Genomic DNA, 25,255 nt, shown 5'->3' on the forward strand with positions numbered 1-25,255 from the left:
CGCGCTTTGTAATACTTGTAACCTTGGCTGATATATAGTCTCACCCGTTACAGCTCCCCCCTCTCAATTGCCGTCGATGAGTGCCCAAATGTTCAACAAAGGACTGTTTTTGGCTTGCGCGCTTGCGCTGCTGAGCGCCTGTGATTCTTCAACCTCGGAAAAGCCTGCGCCCGCAGCAGCGCCAGCCACTCAGGCGGCAACCGAGGCCAAGCCCAAGCCGGCGGTGGATCTGGCTGCGCTGAGCAAGCGCTACGCGGGCCGTGAACTGACGGTCATCGATGTCTCGGAAATCCAGGTCGACGGCGCCAGCACGCTGTCGGTGAGTTTTTCCGTACCGCTGGACCCGGAACAGAAGTTTGGTGAAAAACTGCATCTGGTGGACAGCAAGAATGGCAAGGTCGATGGCGCGTGGGAGCTGTCCGACAACCTGATGGAGCTGCGTCTGCGCCATCTGGAACCGCAACGCAAACTGGTCCTGACCGTCGATGCCGGGCTACTGGCCGTCAACAAGACCAAGCTGGCTGCCGAATTCATCAGCCGTCTTGAAACCCGCGACCTGCAACCCAGCGTGGGCTTTGCCAGCCGTGGCAGCCTGTTGCCGACCCGCCTTGCCGAAGGTCTGCCGGTGATCGCGCTGAACGTCGACAAGGTTGATGTCGAATTCTTCCGCGTCAAAGCCGACTCGATGCCCAACTTCCTCGCTCAGTGGGATGGCGCATCCAGCCTGTCCAGCTACAGCTCCGAGGAACTGCTGCCGATGGCTGATCTGGTGTACGGCGGCCGCTTCGACCTCAAGCCAGCCCGCAACACCCGCGAAACCCTGCTGCTGCCGATTGCCGGGATCAAGGCCCTGCAACAGCCGGGCGTTTATCTGGCGGTGATGCGTGCTTCGGGCACTTACAGTTACTCGCAGCCTGCGACCCTGTTCACGCTCAGCGACATTGGCCTGTCGGTGCACCGTTACAGCAATCGCCTGGACGTGTTCACCCAGGCGCTGGAAGGCGGCAAGGCCATCAGTAACGTCAACGTCGAAGTCTACGATGACAATGGCAAGGTGGTCGCCCAGGGCAAGACCGAAGGCGACGGCCATACGCAACTGCCCTTGCCCGCCAAGGCTGCAGTGGTGCTGGCGCACAAGGATGAACAGACCAGCATGCTGCGCCTGAACAGCTCGGCGCTGGACCTGGCGGAGTTCGATATCTCCGGCCCGCAGGCGCATCCGCTGCAGTTCTTCATCTTCGGCCCGCGTGATCTGTATCGCCCCGGCGAAACCGTATTGCTCAATGGCCTGCTGCGCGACAACGATGGCAAGAACGTCAAGCCTCAGCCGATCACCGTGGAAGTACGCCGCCCTGACGATCAGGTCAGCCGCAAGTTCGTCTGGGAAGCCGACAAGGACGGCTTCTATCAGTATCAATTGCAGCTCGCCGACGAAGCCCCGACCGGGCGCTGGCAACTGGTGTTCGACCTGGGCGACGGCAAGCCGCAGCTCTATGAGTTCAAGGTTGAAGATTTCCTGCCGGAGCGTCTGGCACTGGAACTCAAAGGCAGCGATGTGCCGGTCGCGCCTGCCGATAATCCCGAGTTCGACATCACTGGCCGCTACCTGTATGGCGCGCCAGCCTCGGGCAACACCCTGACCGGTCAGGTGTACGTGCGTCCGTTGCGCGAAGCCGTGCCCAAACTGCCGGGTTATCAGTTCGGTTCGATCACCGAGGAAGACCTCAAGCACGACGTCGATCTTGAGCCTGTCACCCTCGACCCCAACGGCCATACGACACTGGCTGTTGAAACCAAATGGTCCGAAGCCAAATCCCCGTTGCAACTGATTCTGCAGGCCAGCCTGCAGGAGTCCGGCGGCCGCCCGATCACCCGTCGTCTGGTCCAGCCGATCTGGCCTGCCGAGCAGTTGCCCGGCGTGCGCGCGCTGTTCGGCAAGAGCACCGGTGACGATGAATACGACGAGGACGCCAGCAAGGGCGAAGCCCAGACCGATGGCGACGGCCCGGCCGAATTCGAAATTGTCATGGCAGACGCTGCGGGCAACAAGCTGGCAGCAGACAACGTCAAGGTGCGCCTGATTCGTGAGCGCCGCGATTACTACTGGAACTACTCGGCCGATGATGGCTGGAGCTATCACTTCAACGAGAAATTCCTCAACCTGAACGAAGAAACCGTCAGCCTCAAGAAGGACTCCACGGCCAAAATCAGCTTCCCGGTCGAGTGGGGCCCGTACCGCGTCGAAGTGGAAGATCCATCCACCGGCATGGTCAGCAGCATGCGTTTCTGGGCCGGTTACCGCTGGCAGGACAACACTGATGGCGGCGCGGTGAGGCCGGATCAGGTCAAGCTTGCACTGGACAAACCCGCTTACAACGACGGCGACACCGCCAAAATCACAGTCACGCCGCCTGCCGCAGGCAAGGGTTATCTGCTGGTCGAGTCCAGTGAAGGGCCGTTGTGGTGGAAGGAAATCGACGTGCCGGTCGAAGGCAAGTCGTTCGATATCCCGCTGGACAAGAAGTGGGCACGCCACGACCTGTACGTCACCGCGCTGGTGGTACGTCCCGGCGAGCGCAGGGCCAATGTCACACCCAAACGCGCGGTCGGCGTTCTGCACCTGCCGCTGGACCGTTCGCAACGCAAGCTGGCGCTGCACGTCACCGCTCCCGAGAAGATGCGTCCCAAACAGCCGCTCAAACTCAAGGTCGCCGCGAAAAACGCCGACGGCAGCGTGCCGAAACAGGTCCGCGTGCTGGTCTCGGCCGTGGACGTCGGCATCCTCAACATCACGAGCTATGCCACACCGGATCCGTTCGCCAGCCTGTTCGGGCGCAAGGAATACGGTGCCGACCAACTGGACATCTACGGCCAGTTGATCGAAGCCGGTCAGGGTCGTCTGGCCAGCCTTGCCTTTGGTGGTGACGCCCTGGCCAAGGGCGGCAAACGTCCTGACACCAGCGTCACCATCGTGGCCCTGCAAAGCACGCCAGTGACCCTGAACGACGCCGGAGAAGGCGAAGTCAGCGTGGACATTCCAGACTTCAATGGCGAGTTGCGCATCATGGCGCAGGCCTGGACCGAGGACCGCTATGGCATGGCCGAAGCGAAGACCGTGGTCGCCGCGCCGATCATTGCCGAGCTGTCGACACCGCGCTTCCTGGCCGGTGGCGACCAGACCACGGTAGCGCTGGACGTCTCCAACCTGTCGGGCGCCGCTCAGAAGCTGGACGTGAAGATCAGCGCCGAAGGGCAGTTGAGCATTCCCGGCGGCGACCAGCTGAAACCGCTGCAACTCAAGCAAGGCCAGCGCGTCACCCTGAAAATACCCGTGCTGGCGCAAGGCGGTCTGGGTCAGGGCAAGATCAAGGTGTTGGTGGAAGGCCTGAACCTGCCGGGCGAAAACCTGCCTGCATTCACACGCGAATGGACCGTTGGCGTGCGTCCGGCCTACCCGGCGCTGCTCAGGCATTACCGGGCAACGCTGAACGATCAGCCCTGGAACCTGCCGGAAGGCGCGCTGGAAGCCTTTGAACCGGCCGGCCGCGAAGCCATGCTGTCGCTGTCGAGTCGTCCGCCGCTGAACCTGGGTGAGCAGATTCGTGCACTGAAAGCCTACCCTTATGGCTGTCTGGAGCAGACCGCGAGCGGCCTGTACCCGTCGTTGTACGCCGATGCCGCCACGCTCAAGCGTCTGGGCCTGACCGGCGAACCGGATGCCGAGCGCAAGCGCAAGGTCGAAATCGGTATCGAGCGCCTGCTGGGCATGCAGCGTTACAACGGCAGTTTCGGCCTGTGGGGCTCGGACAGCGAAGAGGAATACTGGCTGACCGCTTACGTCACCGACTTCCTGCTGCGCGCCCGCGATCAGGGCTTCGCCGTGCCGCCAGACTCGCTGAAGAAAGCCAACGAGCGTCTGCTGCGCTACTTGCAGGACGCCGGTCAGATCCAGGTCAACTACAGCCAGAATGCCGAGCACACCCGCTTTGCGGTTCAGGCCTACGCCGGTCTGGTGCTGTCGCGCAGTCAGCAGGCGCCACTGGCGGCCCTGCGCAGTCTGTTTGATCGCCGCAGCGATGCACGCTCCGGTCTGCCGCTGGTGCAACTGGCCGTCGCGCTGGAGAAAATGGGCGACAAGCCGCGTGCCGATCTGGCACTGACGGCAGGTCTGGCAATCAGTCGCAAGAACGAATGGCTGGCCGACTACGGCAGTTCGTTGCGTGATCAGGCGCTGATTCTGGCGCTGCTGGAAGAAAACGACATGGCCAAGGACAAGCGCGATGAACGCTTGTTTACCCTGGCCGATGAGGTCGCCGCCAATCGCTACCTGTCCACGCAGGAAAGCAATTCCCTGTTCCTGGCCGGTCGCAACCTGCTGAACAAGCCGGACAAGGACTGGACGGCAAAACTCACCAGCGGCACTGAAACGCGTGACCTGAGCAACAAGCAGCCAGCCCTGAAGCTCGACGGCCCGCTGCTGGCGTCGCCACTGTCGGTCCACAACGAAGGCAGCGACCCGCTTTATCAGCAACTGACTGTGTCGGGCTACCCGACTCAGGCACCGGTTGCCGGTGGCGAAAACCTTACGATTCGTCGTGAGTACCTGAGCCTGAGCGGCGCGCCGCTGAACGTCGGCGCGCTGAAAACCGGGCAATTGGTGCTGGTGCATCTGGAAATCGGCGCCCGTCAGCGCGTGCCGGATGCGCTGGTCGTCGACTTGCTGCCAGCCGGTCTCGAGTTGGAAAACCAGAACCTGGCGCAAAGTTCGGCCAGTCTGGCAGACGCCAGCGAAGAGGTGAGAACCCTGCGCGAGTCGATGGAGAACGCCGGGATCAAGCATCAGGAATACCGCGGTGACCGCTATGTGGCCGCGCTGGATATCAACGGCGGAACCAGCGTGCACCTGCTGTATCTGGCCCGCGCTGTGACACCGGGCACCTATCGTGTGCCGCCGCCGCAAGTGGAGTCGATGTATCGGCCGAACTGGCAGGCCCTGGGTGATGCGCCTGCGCAGATGGTTGTGAAGGGTAAGTGATCTGCCTTACGTGCCCGCTTGCACAGGGGCACGTCGCAGGGTGAAGGGCTGAATCAGTGAATGATCCAGCTCAGCAGCCAAAGGCCCAGTGCCAGCCAGATGATCCCGAGGATGATCGACGCACGCATGAAGGCACGGACGGCGGAGTACAGCAGCATCAGCCCGATGACCAGCGCCACGATGCTGATCAGCGAGGTGTCCATGCCCAATGTGCGGGACAATCCGTCGACAAAGTTGCCGCCCGCGTGGGTGAAACCGTTGAACAGCCATGCCAGACCGTCGACGAAGAAGCGGATGACCGCGCCGATCGCCTGCCCGAGCCACTCAAAAAAGCCTTCTACCTGCATATGTCCATCCTGATTGGGGCCATGAATAAAATGATCTGTGCGCTTTGGCTGTCGCCAGGCGTTTCAGGTTCCGTGGATCATAAAGGCTCTTTGCGTTGAAACCTGAATTTCTTGTGCGTCTCATGACAGTTCTCCAGCCTGCACCGGGCTCGCTGCGCACGTCGCGCCTCTACAAATGCGTGCGCTGGACGGTCTGTGCCTTGCTGCTGTTGGTCGCCCTGCTCTGGCTGGCGGACCGCATCTGGCCCCTGCCGCTGCCCAAGGATGATCTGGCCCGCGTGGTGCTGGCCGAAGACGGCACGCCCTTGTGGCGCTTTGCCGATGCCAACGGCGTGTGGCGTTACCCGATCAGCAACGATCAGGTGTCGCCGTATTACCTGGAAGCGCTGCTCACCTACGAGGATCGCTGGTTCTACAGCCATCCCGGCGTGAACCCGCTGGCGCTGGTGCGCGCCACCTGGCAGAACGTCAGCGGTGCGCGCGTGGTGTCGGGCGGCAGCACGCTGTCCATGCAGGTCGCACGCCTGCTCGATCCGCATTCACGCACGCTGTCCGGCAAGCTGCGCCAGTTGTGGCGCACGGCACAGCTGGAATGGCACCTGTCGAAAGACCAGATCCTCGGTATCTACCTCAACCGCGCGCCGTTCGGCGGCACGCTGCAAGGCGTGGCCGCTGCAAGCTGGGCGTACCTGGGCAAGTCGCCGCACAACCTGACCCGCGCTGAAGCGGCGCTGCTGGCGGTACTGCCGCAGGCACCCAGCCGCCTGCGTCCGGATCGCCATCCGCAACGGGCTCAGGTCGCACGGGACAAGGTGCTCCGGCGCCTGGCCGAATTTCAGGTCTGGCCACAGGGCAGCGTGAACGAAGCGCTGGAAGAACCGTTGTGGCTGGCGCCGCGTCAGGAGCCAAGCCTTGCTCCGCTTTTGGCCCGACGCCTGAATCGTCCGAACAGCCCGCCGCTGATTCGCACCACGCTGGACGCCAGCCTGCAACGACGCATGGAAGACCTGCTGCTGGGCTGGCGGGCGCGTCTGCCGGAGCGCACGTCGGCGGCCATTCTGGTGGTCGAGGCCGAAACCATGGCGGTACGCGCCTACGTCGGTTCGGTGGATATCAATGACGCCAAACGTTTTGGCCATGTGGACATGGTCACCGCGCTGCGCTCGCCGGGGTCGACGCTCAAACCGTTCCTGTATGGCATGGCGATGGATGCCGGGCTGATCCATTCCGAATCACTCATGCAGGACGTGCCGCGCCGGTATGGCGATTACCGGCCGGGCAATTTTTCGACCGGATTTGGCGGCCCCGTCGCGGCCAGTTCCGCGCTGTCAATGTCGCTCAATCTGCCTGCGGTGCAGTTGCTGGAAGTCTACGGACCGAAACGCTTTGCCGCCGAACTGCGCAACGGCGGAGTGCCGCTGACCCTGCCGCCGCTGGCGGAGCCGAATCTGGCGCTGATTCTGGGGGGCGCGGGCAGTCGGCTCGAGGATCTGGTGACCGGTTACAGCGCTTTCGCTCGTGGCGGGCGCAGTGCAGATGTGCGCCTGCAGCCACAGGACCGTTTGCGCGAGCGGCGCATGATGTCGCCCGGCGCGGCATGGATCATTCGGCGGATTCTCAGCGGCCAGTCGCGCCCGGACATCGACCCTCGCGCCGAACTGGTGCAGCGCCCGCAACTGGCCTGGAAGACCGGCACCAGCTATGGCTTCCGCGACGCCTGGGCCATTGGCGTGGGGCCGCGCTTTCTGGTCGGTGTTTGGATCGGCAGGCCGGACGGTACACCCGTGCCGGGACAGTTCGGGCTGGCCTCGGCTGCGCCCCTGATGCTGCAAGTGCACGATGTACTAGTCAATCGCGACAGTCAGCGCGGCATTGCTGCGCCTGTTCAGCCTGTGCCCATGAACGTTGGCGTGGCTGCGATCTGCTGGCCACTGGGTCAGCCGATGAGCAAGAGCGACCCGAACTGTCGCCGCCAGCGTTTTGCCTGGACCCTGGACGGCACCACGCCGCCCACGCTGCAAGCGGCCGACCAGCCGCTCGGACTGGGGTTACAGGAAAGAATCTGGATCAACGCCAAGGGACTGCGCGTCGCCGCCAGTTGCCCGGATGCTCAGCCACAGGACATCGCGCTGTGGCCCGCCCCGCTTGAACCCTGGTTGCCCCGAGCCGAACGCCGTGAAGCGCGCCTGCCTGCTGCCGACCCGGACTGCCCGCCCCAGAACCTCAATCTGGCGCCGCCACTGAGCATCGTCGGCGTGCGCGAAGGCGACCACCTGCGTCTGCCCGCCGCCAGCCGTCAGGCCTTGCGCCTCAAGCTCTCGGCACTGGGCGGCAGCGGTCGCCGCTGGTGGTTCATCGATGGCGCACAAGTGGCGGACACCGAAAACCAGCAGGACTTCACCCCGACCCTGAACAGACTGGGGCGCTATCAACTGAGCGTGCTCGACGAAAGCGGTCAGACGGCCCGGGTGGAATTCAGCGTGGTGGATTGAGGGCCTGCGATCGTTTCCACGCTCCGCACTCATCGTTATACACAAGTCCGGAAGACGCGCAAAACGGGGGGCCAAAACGAAAGTGACGACTGAACCCATACCCCGTGGGAGGCGGCTTGCCGGCGATGGCGTCAGTTCAGTCACTGATAGGTCGCGTCAGAAAAAGCATCGCCGGCAAGCCGCCTCCCACAGTAGTCCGTGGTCGCAGCAAGACCTGGGTATAACGCTGAGCGCAAGCATGGGCACGATCAGTGTCGAGGCAGACTTGTGTATAACGATGAGCGCTCCGCATGGTAACGCCGCCCAGGACGCTCCGCGTCCGCGCTCGAATGTGTCACAGAGCGTCACTGGATGCATGCTCACGCAGAGCGATGGGCACGATCAGTACCGATCAGAACAGGCACAGGGACTCACTGAACCTGAAAGATCTTCGGCTCGGGAAAGAGGTTGTTCAGGGTTTCCAGCAGGCGGACGTGGTAGATGGGTTTGCGGAACAGGTCCAGCACATGCAGCCGCAGCATGTCGCTCACGTCGTCCATGTCGGCATGGCCGGAGGTGACGATCACCGGCAGGTGCTGACGCGAGGTGTGTTCCCTCAGATGTTTGATCAACTGCAGACCGCTTTCCTCGGGCATGCGCAGATCGGTGATCACCAAAGCAATGTCCGGGTGAAGGGTCAATTGCTGCAAGGCCATCTTGACCGACGATGCGGTGAAGCAGCAGAACCCTTCACCTTCGAGCAATTCCGCCAATTCTTCATTGGCATCTTCTTCATCATCGACCAGAAGCAGCTGTTGGCGGGTAGGCTGGACGGCCATCGTGAATACCTTTAAACATAAGTCGTCGCGAGCAGGATATCCAGATTTCCCCGTGTGAAAAAGAGCATCACGGACAATTACCGCTCAAATCACAACGCATTCTGGATACTGGTGAACATTGTACTGAGCTTCCCACTGATGGTCGGCACAAACGCAACCAACGCAACCGCGACCATCGCTGCCAGTAGCGCATACTCGATGCCTGACGCCGCCTCCCTGTCCTTGATAAATGAACTGATCCGGGTGTGACACTCAACGTAAAGCGCGGTAAGGAACATCTTATTTCTCCTTGCGCCGGGAATGGCGCGACATGCATGCACATGTGAAACCGTCTGCACCTACAGCATTGTCTCCAATCCACAAACCCACAATCGTAATAAAGCATTAGTCGAAAAGTGATAGTCGACGTTACACGCGACTTGCTGAAAGATCCCGCCAGCCCAGACTACGCCTCCTCTTTCACTCACCCGTGCAAGAACGCAATCCGACAAAGATGTGGGCACTTTGATAGGCCTCCGAATGGCGTTTTGACTGCATTGGGCTACTTTCATAGAACGAAATGGATGCGTTCATCCTTGCCCGCTTGCGCAGTTCACGCATGGGTTCGAGGTTGTCGTGCGATGACAAAGGGAAAGTTGCCATGAGCAGTCGTATCACCATGGTGCTCGCCGTGCTGTTTTTGCTGGGCGCGATCATCGCCGGGTATCTGGGAATCATCGTGAGTCGCCAGCCTGAAGCCGAACAGCCCGTCGCTGCTCCGCAGGCGCCTGCAGAGCCTGTTGCAGTGCCAGCCGCTCCGGTCACCGCTCCGATGGAAGACACTTTGCGCCAGAACGTCGTTGTGCTGGCGCGGGATGTTCCGGCCTACACGCCGATCACGGCGGATGACCTGACGGTGGAACGCCTCAAGGTCGCACCGGTCGGCAGCTTCGACTCCATCGAGGCTGCCGTCGGTCGCATGAGCTGGCGCGCGCTGAGCGCAGGGGCCTGGCTGAACCAAAGCAGCTTCGACGTCGGTGGCACGCTGGCCCGCATGATTCGCCCGCAGGAACGTGCGCTGGCCCTCTCGGTGGATGAAGTCACTGGCGCGGCCGGGCAGTTGAGTCCTGGTGACTACGTGGATGTACTGCTGTTTCTGCCGACCGACGCCGACAACCCTCGTCGCTCCAGTCAGGTGGCGGTCCCCGCGCTGCGGGTCCTGAGTGTGGGCGAATTGCTCGGACCAGGTCTTGACGGCAAGCCGGTCGATGCCATCAGCGCCAGTGACCGCATCAAACAGGAAGAGCGCCGCGCCACCGCTCGCACTGTGGTGGTGGCCGTACCTCAGGCCTTGCTCGCCCGACTGATGCTTGCCACCCAGAGCGGTACACTGCGTCTGGCCGTGCGCAGCGCGTCCGAGGGTAACCTGCAGGATTACTGGGCCAGCGAGAACACAACTCGCGCCGTGGCCGAACGTCTGGATTCAGCCAATCGCCAGATGGTCAGTTTCAGCCAGTTGAGCCTGAGCCCGGCAGCGGCCCCCATTCAAACCGGTGCACCTCGTACAAAGCATGAAGTCGAGGTCATACGCGGTAACCAGATTACGCAACAAACTCCCTGATCGAGCAAGGATTGCCATTGATGAGCTGTTGTTCTCTGTCCGCTACAAAACGCAGATTGCTGGCGTTGCTGTTAACTGCCTTATCGGCCCAATCGGCTTGGGCAGCGTCTGAAAAGTGCACCGGGCTCGCGGCGCTGCCCGCCGTGGTGGAAGTCAGCCAGGGCGTGCAGCAGAACGTCCAGTCGCCGGTAGCGATCACGCGGATTGCCGTGGGCGATCCGAAAATCGCCGATGTGCATGTGAGCAGCAATGACGGTTTTCTGCTCACCGGCGTTGCCCCCGGCACGACCAGTCTGATGGTCTGGACGGCCTGTTCCAAAGCCCCGCGCCAGAGCATGGTGTTCGTGCGCGGCCGTGCGACCGCTTCGATGGTAGACGTACAGCCCCTGCCCTCTGCCGATGCGCAACTGCCCAGCCAGGTTCAGACCGATATCCGCTTCATCGAAGTGAGCCGTCGCAAACTCAAGGAAGCCAGCACCTCGATCTTCGGCAAAGGCTCGAACAATTTCCTGTTCGGCGCACCCGGCACCGTGCCTGGCGTGAACGTCACACCGGGAACCGTCAGCGGGACAAGGCCGAGCATTCCGCTGAACAACGACACCTTCAACATCGTCTGGGGCGGCGGCAGCAGCAAGGTGCTGGGCATGATCAATGCCATGGAAAACAGCGGCTTCGCCTACACGCTGGCGCGCCCGAGCCTGGTGGCGCTCAACGGACAAAGCGCGAGCTTTCTGGCCGGCGGCGAGTTTCCCGTGCCGGTGCCCAATGGCGAAGGCAACGGCATTTCGATCGAGTACAAGGAGTTCGGCGTACGTCTGACCCTGACGCCGACCGTGGTGGGCCGCGACCGAATCCTGCTCAAGGTCGCTCCAGAGGTCAGCGAACTGGACTTTACCGCAGGGATCACCATCGCAGGCACCTCCGTTCCGGCATTGAACATCCGGCGTACCGACACCAGCATCTCGCTGGCCGACGGCGAAAGCTTTGTGATCAGCGGGCTGATCAGCTCCAGCAACGTCTCGTCGGTGGACAAGTTTCCCGGCCTCGGCGACATCCCGATTCTGGGCGCGTTCTTTCGCAGTTCACAGATCCAGCGCGACGAGCGCGAACTGCTGATGATCGTCACCCCGCACCTCGTCCAGCCGCTGGCCGCCAATGCGCAGCTGCCGTCGCTGCCCGGCGAAAGCCTGCGCAACTACGACCCCAGCTTTCTACGCATGTACTTCCTGGAAAACGGCGACTTTGATCGCCAGGGCGGTTTGTCCCAATGAGTCAGAGCCTGAGCCAGACGTTTCTGGCAATCACCCGCAACACCACGGACCTTGAGTGGCTACAAGGCGCGCTGGGCTCGCTGGGTCAAGTGGTCAGCGCAGGCACCGGCAGTCTGGATGACCTGCTGGCTCTGGTGGATGTCACCTTTGCCAGCGTGGTGTTCGTGGGCCTGGACCGGGAACATCTGATGAACCAGAGCGCGCTGATCGAGGGCGCGCTGGAAGCCAAACCGATGCTGGCGATTGTTGCGCTGGGCGATGGCATGGATAACCAGTTGGTGCTCAACGCGATGCGCGCCGGGGCACGGGATTTCGTGGCCTACGGTTCACGCTCCAGCGAAGTGGCGGGGCTGGTCCGGCGCCTGAGCAAGCGCCTCCCCGCCGTCGCACCCAATCCCAACATGAGCGGGCTGTCGATGCTGTATGGCGCGCAAAGCGATGGCGACGGCGCGCTGATTGCCTCGCATCTGGCCATGACAGTGCAGAAAAGCGGACAACGCGCCCTGCTGCTGGATCTGGGTCTGCCGCGTGGTGACAGCCTGGCCATGCTCGGCCTGGAATCCTCGTTCAGTTTCGGTGATGCCCTGCGCCACTTGCGCAGGCTCGATGCAACGCTGATCGACAGCGCCTTCACGACACACGAAAGCGACTTGCGAATCCTCGCCTACACCGAAGCCGATGATCATCTGGAGCAATCCAGCGCCGCCGAGCTGTACATGCTGCTCAGCGCCCTGCGTCAGCACTTTCAGCACGTGATCGTGAACCTCGTTGGTCAGCCGGACAGTGAAGCGTTGCGCACCCTGGTCAGTCACTGCGACCAGTTGCTCTGGTACACGGACCAGAGCGTGCTGGGCTGTCGACGCAATCTGAACGTGCTCAACCTGTGGCGCGAAAAAGGCATGAAGCTGCAACACGCAGGGCTGCTGGTCGATCGCTACCTGCGTTCGGTCGCGCCCAATTCGGACACCATCGGCAAGACATTTGGCCTGCCGGTACGCGCCGTGCTGCCCTACGCCCCGGAATTGCGCCTCAACGCCAAGAATCAGGGAGTGACGCTGTTCGAGCTGGCCTCGCGGGATTCGCTGTGTTCCGGGTTACGCAGACTGGGCGAGCACCTGGCAAGCAACTCCGAAGCCGACGACAAACCCGGACAAGGCTGGCTGGCCCGGCTATGGGGGAACAGGTAATGGCGGAAAAACTGTTTGGCGTCTCTTCGCGCTCGCAAAACAACGCCGATGACGGACAGGGCCTGAAACTGGTGCTGCACCGCTACATCATCGACGGCATCGAAGAAAGCGGCAAAAACCTGCTGGAAGGTTCAAGGCCGGTGCTGGCGCAGTTTGTCATCGACAAGGTTGCCGAGTACGTCGCACGCCTGCGACTGGCCATTTCACGCTACGAAATGGAGCGTCTGGCAGAAGAACTGGTCGACGAACTGACCGGTTTCGGCCCGCTGGAAGTCCTGCTGCGCGACGACTCGATAACAGAAATCCTCGTCAACGGACCGAGCAAGGTCTTTGTCGAGCGTGACGGTGTGCTGCATCACACCGACCTGCGTTTCATCGACTCGCATCACGTCGAGCGCGTCATGCAACGCATTCTTGCCCCGCTCGGACGCCGACTCGACGAATCGTCCCCCATGGTTGATGCACGACTTCCCGATGGCAGCCGCGTCAACGCGATCATCCCGCCCATTGCTTTGGACGGGCCCTGCCTGTCGATCCGGAAATTCCGTCGCGAGATGTTCAAAAGCGCGGATCTGGTGGCGATGCAGACCATCGACCAGCCGATCTTCGACTTCTTTGCCGAGGCCGTGGGCAAGCGCTGCAACATACTGGTCAGCGGCGGGACCGGCACAGGCAAGACCACTATGCTCAACGTACTCAGCCAACTGGTCGACACGCACCAGCGTCTGGTGACCATCGAGGACGTGGCCGAACTTCAGCTCAATCACCCGCACGTTGTCCGTCTGGAAACCCGACCGCCCAACGCCGAAGGTCACGGTGAAGTCCGCGCCAGCGATTTGATCCGCAACTCGCTGCGGATGCGCCCGGACCGCATCATTCTTGGCGAGATCCGCGGCGTCGAGGTGCTGGACGTACTGACCGCCATGAACACCGGTCACGATGGTTCGATGAGCACTGTGCACGCCAACAATGCCCAGGACGCCCTGCTGCGTCTGGAAACGCTGGTCGGTCTGACCGGACGACAGATTCCGGAAAAGACGCTCAGACAGATGATCTGCGCGGCGCTGGACGTGATCATTCAGCTCACGCGCCTGCCCGACGGACGCCGTGCGGTCAGTGAGGTGGTGGAAGTCGTGGGCATCCGTGACGACGTCTATGTCACCAATACCCTGTTCCGTCTGGATCGCCGCACCGGGTTCGGATTTCAGCGCGAGGCGATGCATGCCGCGGGCGAAAAACTGCGCCCCGGATACTGAGACGAAGGAGGCCCTGACATGAGCGCATCACTGTGGCTGGCCATCATCGCCGCGCTGTTGCTCTGCGCCTCTGCCTGGCTGTTTCTGACGGCGTTGAGTCGCGCCGACAGCGAGCGGATCATGGAGCGCCTGATTGCAGGCCAGGTAAAGCCAATCGTTGAAAGGCCGGGCTGGGTCTATCTGGACCGGGCTTTCCTGCGCGCAGGCCTTGGGCACCCGACCGAGCGTTTCCGTCTGGTGCTGATGACATGGGCGGGAATGATCCTGATCGGCTATCTCATGCTCGGCTGGTTTGGCGCCGCGACAGGCCTGATCGGCATGCCCTTGATGCTGCGGCTATTCGTTTCGTGGCGCTACCACAAGCGAGTGCGACGCATGGTCGAGCAGTTGCCGCAGTTGCTCGATCACACCGTTCGCAGCCTCAAGTCCGGCAGAACGCTGGCGGACGCCGTTCTGCATGGCATAGAAGCCGCCGACCAGCCGTTGCGGGACGGCATGAGCCGCATCGAACGCAACGTGCAACTGGGCGTCGGCCTGCCGGATGCTGCACGGGACTTTGCCGAACTGTACGAACGGGACGAGTTTCACCTGTTCGCACTGGGCCTGCGCGTCAACCACCGCTACGGCGGCAACGCCAGCGAGCTGATGGAAAACCTGATCAGGTTGATTCGCGAGCGGGAACAGGCCAGTCGTCAATTGCGCGCCATGACCGGCGAGACGCGCATGACCTCCGTGGTGCTGGCGCTGCTGCCAGTGGGCATGGCGGGCTACTTCCTCGCGGTGAACCCGACTTATCTCATCCACATGTGGAACGACAGCGGCGGCCGAATCATGCTGATGGCAGCCTTCATCCTGCAAGTAGTGGGCTGTCTGGCGCTGTGGCGCATGTTGCGGAGTATCTGAAATGGCCATCGCACTGTGCGCAATGATGCTGGTGGCTGCCGCACTGCTTGTGCTGTCCAATATCGCCCGCCAACGTCGCAGTGAGCGTCTCGTCGTTCAGCGTCTCAAGGGCCAGACCGTGCGCGAAAGCCGCATCGGCAGCTGGCTGCGCCTGCTGGGTGACACCCGCCTGGGCCAGCGCACTGTCAGCCTGGACAAAGAAACGCAACTGCTGCTCAACCGGGTCGGCTGGCGGCGGGCCAGCAAGCGCTCTTTGTATGCAGCGTGCCAGATCGGCGTGCCGTTCGGGCTGGTTACTGTGGTGGTGCTGGCTCAGATGCTGTTCTTCAAAGAGGTCCCACAACCGTTGGTCGCGCCCATGTTCGCGCTGTGCATCGGCTACCTGCTGCCCAAAAGGGTTCTGGCCGCCTACGCCAAGGCACGCCAGAAACAGGTCGTCGTCGAGATATCCACCTTTATCCCGCTGCTGCGCATTTTGTTCGAATCCGGCATGGCGGTGGAACAGGCGTTGCGAGTACTCAGCAGTGAAGGCAAGGACCTGCTGCCGGTCCTGTCGGAAGAAATCCGCGTCATTCTTACCCGGGTCGACTCGGGTCTGGAGCTGGGTGAAGAGCTGCGCAAGGCCTCGATCCTGATGGATGTGGATGAATTCAGCGACACCTGCGTGATTCTCAACCAGTTGATCCATCAGGGCGGCGGTGCGTTGAAATCGCTGCTGACCCTCAAACAATTGATCGACGATCGCCGCCTGACGCGCCTGCAGGAGTACATCTCCAAGCTGTCGGCGAAGATGTCGGTGGTCATGATGCTGTTTCTGTTTCCCGCACTGCTGATCGTGCTGGCAGGCCCCAGTTTTGTCGCCCTGAGCCGTGCTCTGGGCGGTTGAGGTTCAGGTTGTTCAAGGAAGAGATGCAATGAAGGCAATCATCACGTTACTCGGGCTGTTAGTGCTGAACGGCTGTGCCAGCGACGGCAGCGCGCTCTGGATGCAGTCATCCACTCAGGCACAGAGCTGTCCAAAACTGACATCGGATCAGGAGCTGGCCCTGAATCTGGCCCAGAACATGGCGGACGAAGGCCGCCTGCACGCCAGCCTCGCCCATCTGGAAGAGCTGCCGGACAACCTGGGCGAAGTGCGCCTGCGCAAGGCCCGAGTGTTGCGGCTGCTGGGCAGCAACGAGGCAGAACCGCTGTACCGCAGCCTGCTCGGCACCTGTCGCGCGGCTCAAGGTGAACATGGTCTGGGGCAACTGGCCGCCGCACGGGGTGACAATGCCCAGGCTCAGCAGCATTTGCTCAGGGCCAGCAAGCTGGAGCCCACCGACGAGAAAATCCGCAATGATCTGGGCGTGGTCTATCTGAATCAGTTGAAGCTTGAACAGGCGCGCTTTCAATTCCTGACGGCCATGGAGCTCAAGCAGTCCGATCCGCTGGCAGCGGTGAATCTGGTCACCCTGCTGATTTATCAGGACAACTGGAAACAGGCAGCCGAACTGGCATCACGGGCCAACCTGACGCCCGAGCAGATCACCGACGCGACCGCGCGGGCTGAAAAGCTCAAGGTCGCGGCCGCCCAGCCTGCGACCCAGAAGACCCCGATCACCGCCAGGCTTGATCAGCCAGGCCAAGGAGCACGACCATGACCCGTACGACCCGGACGTTCTGCATCATGTGCGCTGCCGCAATCTTTTTTTCATCTGGCGCTCGGGCCATTGATGGCGGCACCTCGTCAAACAGTCAGCCTGCGAGCCAGAGCCAGACCGAAACCTGGCTGAATGTACAGGCCAAGGGCTCTGCCGCTTCTGCGATACCTCAGACCAGCACCTCTGCCGAGCGTGATCTGAGCCTGCAACGATGGCTCGACACCTTTAAGCATGAGATACCGGCGTATTACGACCAGAAAGCCGGTGGCAGCGTTTCTTCCGGCAAGTAGGATCGGCCCTTCGGAGTCCTCCTGAAATTGGCTCTTACAATCCTTGCCGCAGCACGCAGCGAAGCACTCCGTTATCATGCGCCAACTTCGAGCTCCGAGATTCTGGACTGCCATGCGCCGCTTGCTATGCCTGATGCTGTTGATCCTGACCTTGCCCGCCTTCGGCGCAAGCCTGCTGGAAAGTCGTCCCGCCCCGACTCTGGGCGGCGCTGCCCTCGATAACAGCAAGCAATTCCTGCCCGTTCGTCAGGCCTTTCAACTGAGCCTCATCGAAACCACACCCGAATCGATCAAGCTGCGTTTCGTCGCCACCGAAGGCTACTACCTGTATCGCCATCGTTTTCAATTCCGCACCGAGCCGGCCGACATTGGTCTGGGCGAGGCACAACTGCCCAAAGGCGAGCAGAAGCACGACGAGTACTTCGGCGACGTTGAGGTCTACCACGGCATTCTGGACATCGACCTGCCGCGCAAACCCGGCGAAGAGCGACCTTTTACCCTTGCTGTCACCTATCAGGGCTGTGCCGACAAGGGCTTGTGCTATCCGCCCGAGACCGAACGCCTGGACATTGGTGATGTGAAGGCCAGTCAGCCTGCTTCCACGTCAGCCTCCGTTGCAAAAACCGCGTGGAGCTGGAAAGAGCTGGCGCTGTTTTTCCTGGCAGGTGTGGGCCTGACGTTTACGCCGTGCGTGCTGCCGATGCTGCCGATTCTGTCCGGCGTGGTACTGCGCGGACAGGTCGGTGGTCTGCGTGGTTTGAGCCTGTCGCTGGCTTACGTGCTGCCGATGGCGATCTGTTTTGCATTACTTGGCGCGCTGATGGGCATGTTCGGCGCAGGTCTCAATCTGCAGGCACGCCTGCAATCGGCCTGGGTGCTGGTGCCCTTCTCGGCCTTCTTCGTCATTTTCGCCATTGCCATGTTCGGCCTCTTCGAACTGCGCCTGCCGCAGGGCCTGAGCAATCGTCTGGATCGCATTGCGGGCAAGACCGAAGGCGGCTCGCTGTGGGGCGCTGCGGTGTTGGGCGTAGTTTCCAGTCTGCTGGTATCGCCCTGCGTTTCAGCACCTCTGGCGGGCGCACTGCTGTATATCAGTGCCAGCGGCGATGCAGTGGGCGGTGCCTTGAAACTCTTCGCATTGGGCCTGGGCATGGGCGCTCCGCTGCTGCTGGTGGCTACCGGTGGCGCCGCTTGGCTGCCGAAAAGCGGACCTTGGCTGGTCACGGTAAAAAACGCCATCGGCGTGTTGCTGCTGGCATTGGCCATTGGCTTGCTGAGTCGCGTTCTGCCCGGCCAGATCACCCTGTTGCTGGTCGGTTTGTTGAGCGCTGGTGTCGCACTGTTCATGGGTACGCTGCAACTGACCGACAAAACGCCTCGCCAAAAGCTCGCCCAACTCATCGGCCTGCTGCTATTGGTCTACGCTCTGGCATGCTGGTACGGCGCATTGACCGGCCAGACCGATCCCACACGCCCGCTGGGCCGCGCGCAGACGACGGCCAGCAGCGGTGCGGTAGCGTTGGCGGCCAACCCATGGCAAACCATCACCACCTCCGCAGAGCTGGACCGCGTGCTCGACGAAGCGAAGCGCGACGGCAAACCGTTGATGCTGGACTGGTACGCCGACTGGTGCATCAGTTGCAAGGTCATCGAACATGAAGTGCTGCCTGACCCTGGCGTTGTTGCACGATTGTCGGGCTATCGACTGGTGAAGTTCGACATGACGGAGAGCAACGCCGAGCAACGCGCACTGCTGGATCGCTACAAGCTGTTCGGCCCGCCAGCGTTGCTGTTTTTCAGCAAAAGCGGCGAAGAACTACAAAACGTTCGGGTCGTCGGCGAAATCGACGCTGCGGGGCTGATCGAGCGCCTGAATGGAGCAAATGACCAAATCTAGCGCCCGAGTCACAAACTTTGCGCGAATATCGCTCATCGTGCTGGCTACTGTTGTTAACTGGACAGTCCATTGCCCTTCCGGCATAGTCGCCGGGCGTAAACGCTCGCAGACAATAAAAGGACTACACAATGGCGACCATTCTGGTTCTTCACGGACCTAACCTGAATCTGCTGGGCACTCGGGAACCGGGTGTCTACGGCACCGTCACCCTGCCTCAGATCAATCAGGACCTGGAACAGCGCGCCCGCGACGCTGGCCACCATCTGATGTACCTGCAAAGCAACGCCGAATACGAACTGATCGACCGAATTCATGCCGCTCGCGACGAAGGTGTGGACTTTATTTTGATCAATCCGGCCGCTTTTACGCATACAAGTGTGGCAATACGTGACGCGCTGATGGGAGTGAGCATCCCATTCATCGAAGTGCATTTGTCAAACGTGCACAAGCGCGAACCTTTCCGCCATCACTCCTACTTTTCAGATGTCGCTGTAGGAGTGATCTGCGGCCTTGGCGCCAGCGGTTACCGACTGGCCCTGGAGGCCGCCCTGGAACAATTGGCCGTTGGCTCCAGGCCATGAATGGTGCAGCCAGACGCTGACCTCATGGCTTGAACCGGCTGCCGAACTGACTTACAGACCCCTTGGGAGTTGATGATTGATGGATATTCGCAAAGTCAAGAAACTGATCGAATTGCTGGAAGAGTCCGGCATCGACGAACTGGAAATTCGTGAAGGCGAAGAGTCCGTACGAATCAGCCGTCACAGCAAGACCCCGGCGCAACCGTATTACGCACCGGCGCCAGCGCCTGTAGCTGCACCGGTTGCCGCACCTGCGACAGCCGCTCCGGTTGCTGCCGAAGCGCCATCGGCCCCTGCGCTGAACGGCCACGTCGTCAAATCGCCAATGGTCGGTACGTTCTACCGCACCCCTGCGCCGACTTCGCCTGCATTCGTTGAAGTGGGCAAGACCGTCAAGGTCGGCGACACCATCTGCATCGTTGAAGCGATGAAAATGATGAACCACATCACGGCCGAAAAAGCCGGTGTGATCGAATCCATCCTGGTAGAAAACGGTCAGCCGGTTGAATTTGACCAGCCGCTGTTCACAATCGTTTGAACCGGGGAGAGCCTGCGATGTTGGAAAAAGTTCTGATCGCCAACCGCGGCGAAATTGCCTTGCGCATCTTGCGTGCCTGTAAGGAACTGGGCATCAAGACCGTCGCTGTACACTCCACGGCAGATCGCGAGTTGATGCACCTGGGCCTGGCAGACGAGACCGTCTGCATCGGTCCGGCGCCAGCCAACCTGTCCTATCTGCACATCCCTGCAATCATCGCGGCCGCCGAAGTCACCGGCGCCACGGCGATTCACCCGGGCTATGGCTTTCTCGCGGAAAACGCCGACTTTGCCGAGCAGGTCGAGAAATCGGGTTTTGCCTTCATCGGCCCCAAGGCCGACACCATTCGCCTGATGGGCGACAAGGTATCGGCCAAGGACGCCATGAAACGCGCCAACGTGCCTACCGTTCCAGGTTCCGATGGTCCACTGCCTGAAGACGAAGCCACTGCGCTGCGTATCGGCCGTGAAGTCGGCTACCCGGTGATCATCAAGGCCGCCGGTGGCGGTGGTGGTCGCGGCATGCGTGTGGTTCACAAGGAAGAAGACCTGATCGAAGCTGCTGCCCAGACCCGCGCCGAAGCGGCTGCCTGGTTCAGCAACCCGATGGTCTATCTGGAAAAATACCTGACCAACCCGCGTCACGTGGAAATCCAGGTCATTTCCGACGGCCAGGGCAATGCGATTCACCTCGGTGATCGTGACTGCTCGCTGCAACGCCGCCACCAGAAAGTACTGGAAGAAGCACCGGCTCCGTTCATCGATGAGCAGGCGCGCAAAGACGTCTTCGCTGCCTGCGTCAAGGCATGCGTCGACATCGGCTACCGCGGCGCGGGCACGTTCGAGTTCCTGTACGAGAACGGCCGCTTCTACTTCATCGAAATGAACACCCGTGTTCAGGTGGAGCACCCGGTTTCGGAGATGGTCACCGGTATCGACATCGTCAAGGAGATGCTCAGCATCGCCGCCGGCAACACGCTCTCGTTTACTCAGGATGACGTAGTCATCAAGGGTCATTCGCTGGAGTGCCGGATCAACGCTGAAGATCCGAAAACCTTCATCCCGAGCCCAGGCCTGGTCAAGCATTTCCATGCACCGGGCGGTAACGGCGTTCGTGTCGACTCGCACCTGTACAGCGGTTACAAGGTGCCATCGAACTACGACTCGCTGATCGGCAAGCTGATCACCTGGGGCGCGACCCGCGAAGAGGCCATGGCACGCATGCGCAACGCCCTGGACGAAATCGTGGTCGACGGGATCAAGACCAACATCCCGCTGCACCGTGATCTGACCCGCGATGAAGGCTTCTGCGAAGGCGGCGTCAACATTCACTACCTGGAGCACAAACTGGCCAATCAATAAGCCAGTGTGTTTCAAAACGACGAAGCCGCAGTGATGCGGCTTTGTTGTTTGCACCGCTTGGAAGTAAACTTGCCCGCTTCTCGCGGCCAAGCCCGCACTTATTTTTGAATCGAAGGTAATCCGCCATGCCTTGGCTGCAAGTCCGTCTCGCCATCAGCCCAGAACAAGCCGAAACCTACGAAGACGCTCTTCTCGAAGTCGGCGCCGTGTCCGTGACCTTCATGGACGCTGAAGACCAGCCGATTTTCGAACCCGAACTCAACACCACCCCGCTGTGGGCACACACCCACCTGCTGGCCCTGTTCGAAGCCGACACGGACGCCGATCTGGCGCTGGCGCACCTGCGCCTGCTGACTGACGCCGAATTGCCCGAGCACACCGCCGAAGTCATTGAAGACCAGGACTGGGAACGCAGCTGGATGGACAACTTCCAGCCAATGCGCTTTGGCCAGCGCCTGTGGATCGTCCCGAGCTGGCATGCCGCACCCGAGCCTGAGGCGGTGAATCTGCTGCTCGATCCAGGCCTGGCGTTCGGCACCGGCACGCATCCGACCACCGCACTGTGTCTGGAATGGCTCGACAGCCAGGACCTCAAGGGCTGCAACGTGCTGGATTTCGGCTGCGGATCGGGCATTCTGGCCATCGCCGCACTGTTGCTGGGCGCCGAACAGGCGGTCGGCACCGACATTGACGTGCAGGCCCTTGAAGCCTCCCGTGATAACGCCGGGCGCAACAACATCGCCGAACAACGCTTTGCGCTCTACCTGCCGGAAGACCTGCCCCGTGAACCCGCCGATGTACTGGTCGCCAATATTCTGGCCGGCCCGCTGGTATCGCTGGCACCGCAACTGGCAGAACTGGTCAGGCCGGGCGGGCGTCTAGCGCTGTCCGGCATTCTGGCCGAGCAGGGAGAAGACGTGGCTGCAGCCTATGCTGCTACATTCGATCTGGACCCGATCGCGAACCGTGATGGCTGGGTACGCATCACGGGCCGTCGCCGTTAACCGCCGCCTGAACCGGACCGCCGCATGACCGACAGTTTCGTCACCCAGTGCCCTCACTGCCAGACCAGTTTCCGAGTCAGCCACGCGCAACTGAGCGTGGCACGCGGCGTGGTGCGCTGCGGCGCCTGCCTGCAGGTCTTCAACGCCGCCCGACAATTGCTGGAGCAGCGAGCGAGCGACGAGCCCGGGAAACCGGTGCAGACCGACGCGCCATTGATCGTCGACCCGCCGATTGCCGAGCCTCTTCAGCCCACTCTGCCCGTTGCGCAGGTGCCCGCTGCAGAGCCTGCTGCGCCAGCCCGCGTCGAGCCAGCCAGAGTTCAGGACGAAGACGAGGACCTGTGGCAGGTCAGCGAAATGGACCTGGACAACCTGAACCTGGACGAAGAACTGGCGCGCCTCGAAAAGCGCGACAACCCGCGGTCAGACAGCTTTGCGCGCCACAACCGTAACGATGACAGCATGCTGACGGCGCAGCGTGACAACCCCAAGGCGGATGAATCCGCGTGGGTCGACACGCTGCACAACGATGACGTCAGTCATCTACCTGAACTGCAGGCCGAAGTGGTCGACGAGCCTGCGCATCATGATGATGAAGAGCACAGGCACTCAGACAACGACCGCACCGAACCCTCGCTGTCGGCAGGCAACCACCTGGACGATGACGAGCCTATGGCGCCGCCGGTCAGTCTGCGCAAACAGCCTGTAACCGAAAAAGCCGAACGCTGGTCCGCAGTCGACGACGATGACATCGATGATCATGATGACGAATACGTCAACGACGAGCCGGAACCAGATCCGCGCAGCAAACGCACGCGCAATGAACCTGCGGTACGCGACAAGCCCCTGATTGACCTGACAGACGACCCTCTGCAACTGGACTGGCAGCCACCAAAGCCGCGATCGGGCCGTCGCCTTGCGTGGGCACTGCTGATCCTGCTGGCCCTCGTGGGACTTGCCGGGCAATACATCTGGTATCACTTCGATCAACTGGCACGTCAGGATCAGTACCGCCCATGGTTCCAGCAGTTGTGCCCGCAGATTGGCTGCAAGGTGCCGTCGAAAGTCGACATTTCCCTGCTCAAAAGCAGCAATCTGGTGGTGCGCAGTCATCCCGAATTTCAGGGTGCCCTGATCGTGGATGCAATCATCTATAACCGGGCCTCTTTCTCCCAGCCGTTTCCACTGCTGGAGCTGCGTTTTGCTGACACCAGCGGTCAACTCATTGCCAGTCGTCGGTTCAAACCGGGCGAATACCTGAGCGGTGAAATGGCGGGCAAGGAAGAGATGCCGCCGCAGACTCCCATCCATATTGCGCTGGATATCCTCGATCCGGGGGCGAAGGCCGTGAATTACAGCCTGAACTTCCGTTCGCCCGAATAGCGATCCTGCAGGGTGAAACCACCCTGCACAGACCTGCTTTATCTGTTGTTTTCCCCGAACAACCCAGCATTTTCGCCAGGCATTCTCTGACAATCGCTCTGGAATCCCGGTCTTGGCGAGATGGAAAAAGTTGTTCAGATTTTATCCAATTCAGCCTTTATCCAGTCATCGAGAGCGGGTATCATGCCCACCCTTTTTCAAACTCTCGGCTCGGTCTGACGGTTGCACAAGCAGCTGGCTGAACGACCCGTTGCAGACCGTGTGAAACGGTTGTTTACACGGCCTGCGGATGATTCGGCCCCACTATAGGTAAGGCTATGTCGGCGGTACGCATCGGCCCATATACATTGCAGAACGGCTTGATCCTCGCCCCTATGGCGGGCGTCACTGACCAGCCTTTCCGTCAGCTGTGCCGTCAACTCGGCGCAGGGCTGGTGGTCTCGGAAATGGTGACCAGCGACATGAGCCTGTGGAACAGCCGCAAATCGCGTCTGCGCATGATCCACGAAGGTGATCCCGAGCCCCGCTCGGTACAGATCGCCGGTGGAGATCCGCAGATGCTGGCGGACGCGGCACGTGCCAATGTCGAGCTGGGCGCCCAGATCATCGACATCAACATGGGCTGCCCGGCCAAGAAGGTATGCAACAAGGCAGCCGGTTCAGCGCTGTTGAAAGACGAACAACTGGTGACCGAGATCCTGCAGGCGGTGGTGGCTGCGGTCGATGTGCCGGTCACGCTGAAGATACGCACCGGCTGGGACCGGGAGAACAAAAACGGGCTCACCGTCGCAAGAATCGCCGAGCAGGCCGGCATTCAGGCCCTCGCGGTCCACGGGCGAACCCGTGCAGACCTTTACACCGGTGAAGCCGAGTACGACACGATTGCTGCCATCAAGCAGGCTGTGTCGATCCCTGTATTTGCAAACGGCGACATCGATTCACCTGAAAAAGCCCGGTATGTATTGCAGGCCACCGGAGCGGACGGGTTACTGATTGGCAGGGCAGCCCAGGGGCGGCCGTGGATTTTTCGCGAGATAGAACACTACCTGCGTACCGGCGAGAAACTCCCGGCGCTGCAGCTCGGTGAGGTGGAGCGGATCCTGCTGGAGCATCTGGCAGCACTTCATGTGTTCTATGGCGACGTGATGGGCGTGCGAATTGCACGCAAACATGTCGGCTGGTATCTCGCAACCTTGCCGGGCGCCAGGGAGTTTCGCGCCCGATTCAATCGATTGGAAGATACGGAAGCACAGTGCGCCAACGTTCGGGAGTTCTTCAGCCAAGGCTGCAAGGGCCCGGATAACCAGAACGATAAAGAGGTGGCCGCATGACGATGATGACCGAGACTTTAGTGAGTGGAACAACACCCGTGAGCGACAACGTCAATTTGAAACAACACCTGAACACGCCGAGCGAAGAGGGTCAGACCCTGCGCGGCAGTGTCGAGAAGGCGTTGCACAATTATTTCGCCCACCTCGAAGGCGCATCCGTCACTGACGTCTACAACCTGGTGTTGTCGGAAGTCGAGGCTCCGCTTCTGGAAAGCGTGATGAACTACGTCAAGGGCAACCAGACCAAGGCCTCCGAGCTGCTGGGCCTCAATCGCGGCACGCTGCGCAAGAAACTCAAACAGTACGATCTGCTTTAAG

General features: G+C 61.3%; 21 protein-coding genes. 18 read left to right on the forward strand and 3 right to left on the reverse strand.

Annotation, left to right across the window (positions count from 1 at the left end; translation table 11 throughout):
- Positions 1–88 precede the first annotated feature (88 nt).
- Positions 89–5,035 (forward strand): alpha-2-macroglobulin family protein, encoded by a 4,947-nt coding sequence (locus QRN20_RS10720; protein ID WP_122605517.1) that lies wholly within the window; start codon positions 89–91, stop codon positions 5,033–5,035.
- Positions 5,036–5,088: 53 nt separating this feature from the next.
- Here the strand turns inward: QRN20_RS10720 and QRN20_RS10725 are convergent, their stop codons facing one another.
- On the reverse strand, positions 5,089–5,382 hold the full coding sequence (locus QRN20_RS10725) for a hypothetical protein (RefSeq protein WP_004888398.1): 294 nt from the start codon (positions 5,380–5,382) through the stop codon (positions 5,089–5,091).
- A gap of 95 nt (positions 5,383–5,477) precedes the next feature.
- On the opposite strand from QRN20_RS10725, the gene pbpC reads away from it, so the two are divergent.
- The gene (gene pbpC, locus QRN20_RS10730) at positions 5,478–7,874 is read left to right on the forward strand and encodes a peptidoglycan glycosyltransferase PbpC (RefSeq protein WP_122605515.1); all 2,397 of its coding nucleotides are present in this window, start codon (positions 5,478–5,480) and stop codon (positions 7,872–7,874) included.
- A 410-nt stretch (positions 7,875–8,284) separates the two neighbouring features.
- On the opposite strand, the gene QRN20_RS10735 is transcribed toward pbpC, so the two are convergent.
- Both QRN20_RS10735 and QRN20_RS10740 read right to left on the reverse strand, forming a co-directional pair.
- Positions 8,285–8,692, reverse strand: a complete 408-nt coding sequence (locus tag QRN20_RS10735) for a response regulator (protein ID WP_058432827.1) — start codon at positions 8,690–8,692, stop codon at positions 8,285–8,287.
- A gap of 89 nt (positions 8,693–8,781) precedes the next feature.
- The gene (locus QRN20_RS10740) at positions 8,782–8,970 is read right to left on the reverse strand and encodes a Flp family type IVb pilin (RefSeq protein ID WP_058432828.1); all 189 of its coding nucleotides are present in this window, start codon (positions 8,968–8,970) and stop codon (positions 8,782–8,784) included.
- A gap of 362 nt (positions 8,971–9,332) precedes the next feature.
- Here QRN20_RS10740 and cpaB point away from each other — a divergent pair, with 362 nt between their 5' ends.
- The 16 genes from cpaB to fis all read left to right on the forward strand — a co-directional run bounded on the left by cpaB (position 9,333) and on the right by fis (position 25,254).
- Positions 9,333–10,292, forward strand: coding sequence for a Flp pilus assembly protein CpaB (gene cpaB, locus QRN20_RS10745; protein ID WP_058432834.1), 960 nt, complete (start codon positions 9,333–9,335; stop codon positions 10,290–10,292).
- Between the two features lie 20 nt (positions 10,293–10,312).
- Entirely contained in the window at positions 10,313–11,563 is a 1,251-nt protein-coding gene (locus QRN20_RS10750; protein WP_058432829.1) for a type II and III secretion system protein family protein, read from the forward strand.
- Positions 11,560–12,750, forward strand: a complete 1,191-nt coding sequence (locus QRN20_RS10755; protein ID WP_122468358.1) for a CpaE/TadZ family protein — start codon at positions 11,560–11,562, stop codon at positions 12,748–12,750. Before QRN20_RS10750 ends, QRN20_RS10755 begins: the two co-directional genes overlap by 4 nt.
- A complete protein-coding gene (locus QRN20_RS10760; protein WP_029244000.1) occupies positions 12,750–14,006 on the forward strand; it encodes a TadA family conjugal transfer-associated ATPase in 1,257 nt (418 codons plus the stop codon). The genes QRN20_RS10755 and QRN20_RS10760 overlap by 1 nt, the downstream gene beginning before the upstream one ends.
- Positions 14,007–14,024: 18 nt before the next feature.
- Positions 14,025–14,909 carry a type II secretion system F family protein gene (locus QRN20_RS10765; protein WP_029244001.1) on the forward strand — a complete coding sequence of 295 codons (885 nt, stop codon included), beginning with the start codon at positions 14,025–14,027 and terminating at the stop codon, positions 14,907–14,909.
- Position 14,910: 1 nt separating this feature from the next.
- Positions 14,911–15,795 (forward strand): type II secretion system F family protein, encoded by an 885-nt coding sequence (locus tag QRN20_RS10770; protein WP_122425691.1) that lies wholly within the window; start codon positions 14,911–14,913, stop codon positions 15,793–15,795.
- 28 nt (positions 15,796–15,823) lie between these two features.
- Positions 15,824–16,552 carry a tetratricopeptide repeat protein gene (locus QRN20_RS10775; protein ID WP_122425690.1) on the forward strand — a complete coding sequence of 243 codons (729 nt, stop codon included), beginning with the start codon at positions 15,824–15,826 and terminating at the stop codon, positions 16,550–16,552.
- On the forward strand, positions 16,549–16,842 hold the full coding sequence (locus QRN20_RS10780) for a DUF3613 domain-containing protein (RefSeq protein ID WP_240054471.1): 294 nt from the start codon (positions 16,549–16,551) through the stop codon (positions 16,840–16,842). The genes QRN20_RS10775 and QRN20_RS10780 overlap by 4 nt, the downstream gene beginning before the upstream one ends.
- Before the next feature lie 112 nt (positions 16,843–16,954).
- On the forward strand, positions 16,955–18,739 hold the full coding sequence (locus QRN20_RS10785) for a protein-disulfide reductase DsbD (RefSeq protein WP_240994251.1): 1,785 nt from the start codon (positions 16,955–16,957) through the stop codon (positions 18,737–18,739).
- Between the two features lie 128 nt (positions 18,740–18,867).
- On the forward strand, positions 18,868–19,320 hold the full coding sequence (gene aroQ, locus QRN20_RS10790) for a type II 3-dehydroquinate dehydratase (RefSeq protein ID WP_004885752.1): 453 nt from the start codon (positions 18,868–18,870) through the stop codon (positions 19,318–19,320).
- Between the two features lie 79 nt (positions 19,321–19,399).
- On the forward strand, positions 19,400–19,858 hold the full coding sequence (gene accB, locus QRN20_RS10795; RefSeq protein WP_122501376.1) for an acetyl-CoA carboxylase biotin carboxyl carrier protein: 459 nt from the start codon (positions 19,400–19,402) through the stop codon (positions 19,856–19,858).
- A gap of 17 nt (positions 19,859–19,875) precedes the next feature.
- A complete protein-coding gene (accC, locus tag QRN20_RS10800) occupies positions 19,876–21,219 on the forward strand; it encodes an acetyl-CoA carboxylase biotin carboxylase subunit (protein ID WP_029244007.1) in 1,344 nt (447 codons plus the stop codon).
- Positions 21,220–21,344: 125 nt separating this feature from the next.
- The gene (gene prmA, locus QRN20_RS10805; RefSeq protein ID WP_029244008.1) at positions 21,345–22,223 is read left to right on the forward strand and encodes a 50S ribosomal protein L11 methyltransferase; all 879 of its coding nucleotides are present in this window, start codon (positions 21,345–21,347) and stop codon (positions 22,221–22,223) included.
- Positions 22,224–22,247: 24 nt separating this feature from the next.
- Positions 22,248–23,606: a DUF3426 domain-containing protein gene (locus QRN20_RS10810; RefSeq protein ID WP_122412364.1), complete on the forward strand. Its 1,359-nt coding sequence runs from the start codon at positions 22,248–22,250 to the stop codon at positions 23,604–23,606.
- Between the two features lie 317 nt (positions 23,607–23,923).
- Positions 23,924–24,937 carry a tRNA dihydrouridine synthase DusB gene (dusB, locus tag QRN20_RS10815; protein ID WP_122412363.1) on the forward strand — a complete coding sequence of 338 codons (1,014 nt, stop codon included), beginning with the start codon at positions 23,924–23,926 and terminating at the stop codon, positions 24,935–24,937.
- Positions 24,934–25,254 carry a DNA-binding transcriptional regulator Fis gene (fis, locus tag QRN20_RS10820; protein ID WP_002555375.1) on the forward strand — a complete coding sequence of 107 codons (321 nt, stop codon included), beginning with the start codon at positions 24,934–24,936 and terminating at the stop codon, positions 25,252–25,254. Before dusB ends, fis begins: the two co-directional genes overlap by 4 nt.
- Position 25,255 lies beyond the last annotated feature (1 nt).

The organism is Pseudomonas sp. fls2-241-TYG-175, from assembly GCF_030209155.1.
Taxonomy (GTDB): Bacteria; Pseudomonadota; Gammaproteobacteria; order Pseudomonadales; family Pseudomonadaceae; genus Aquipseudomonas; species Aquipseudomonas viridiflava.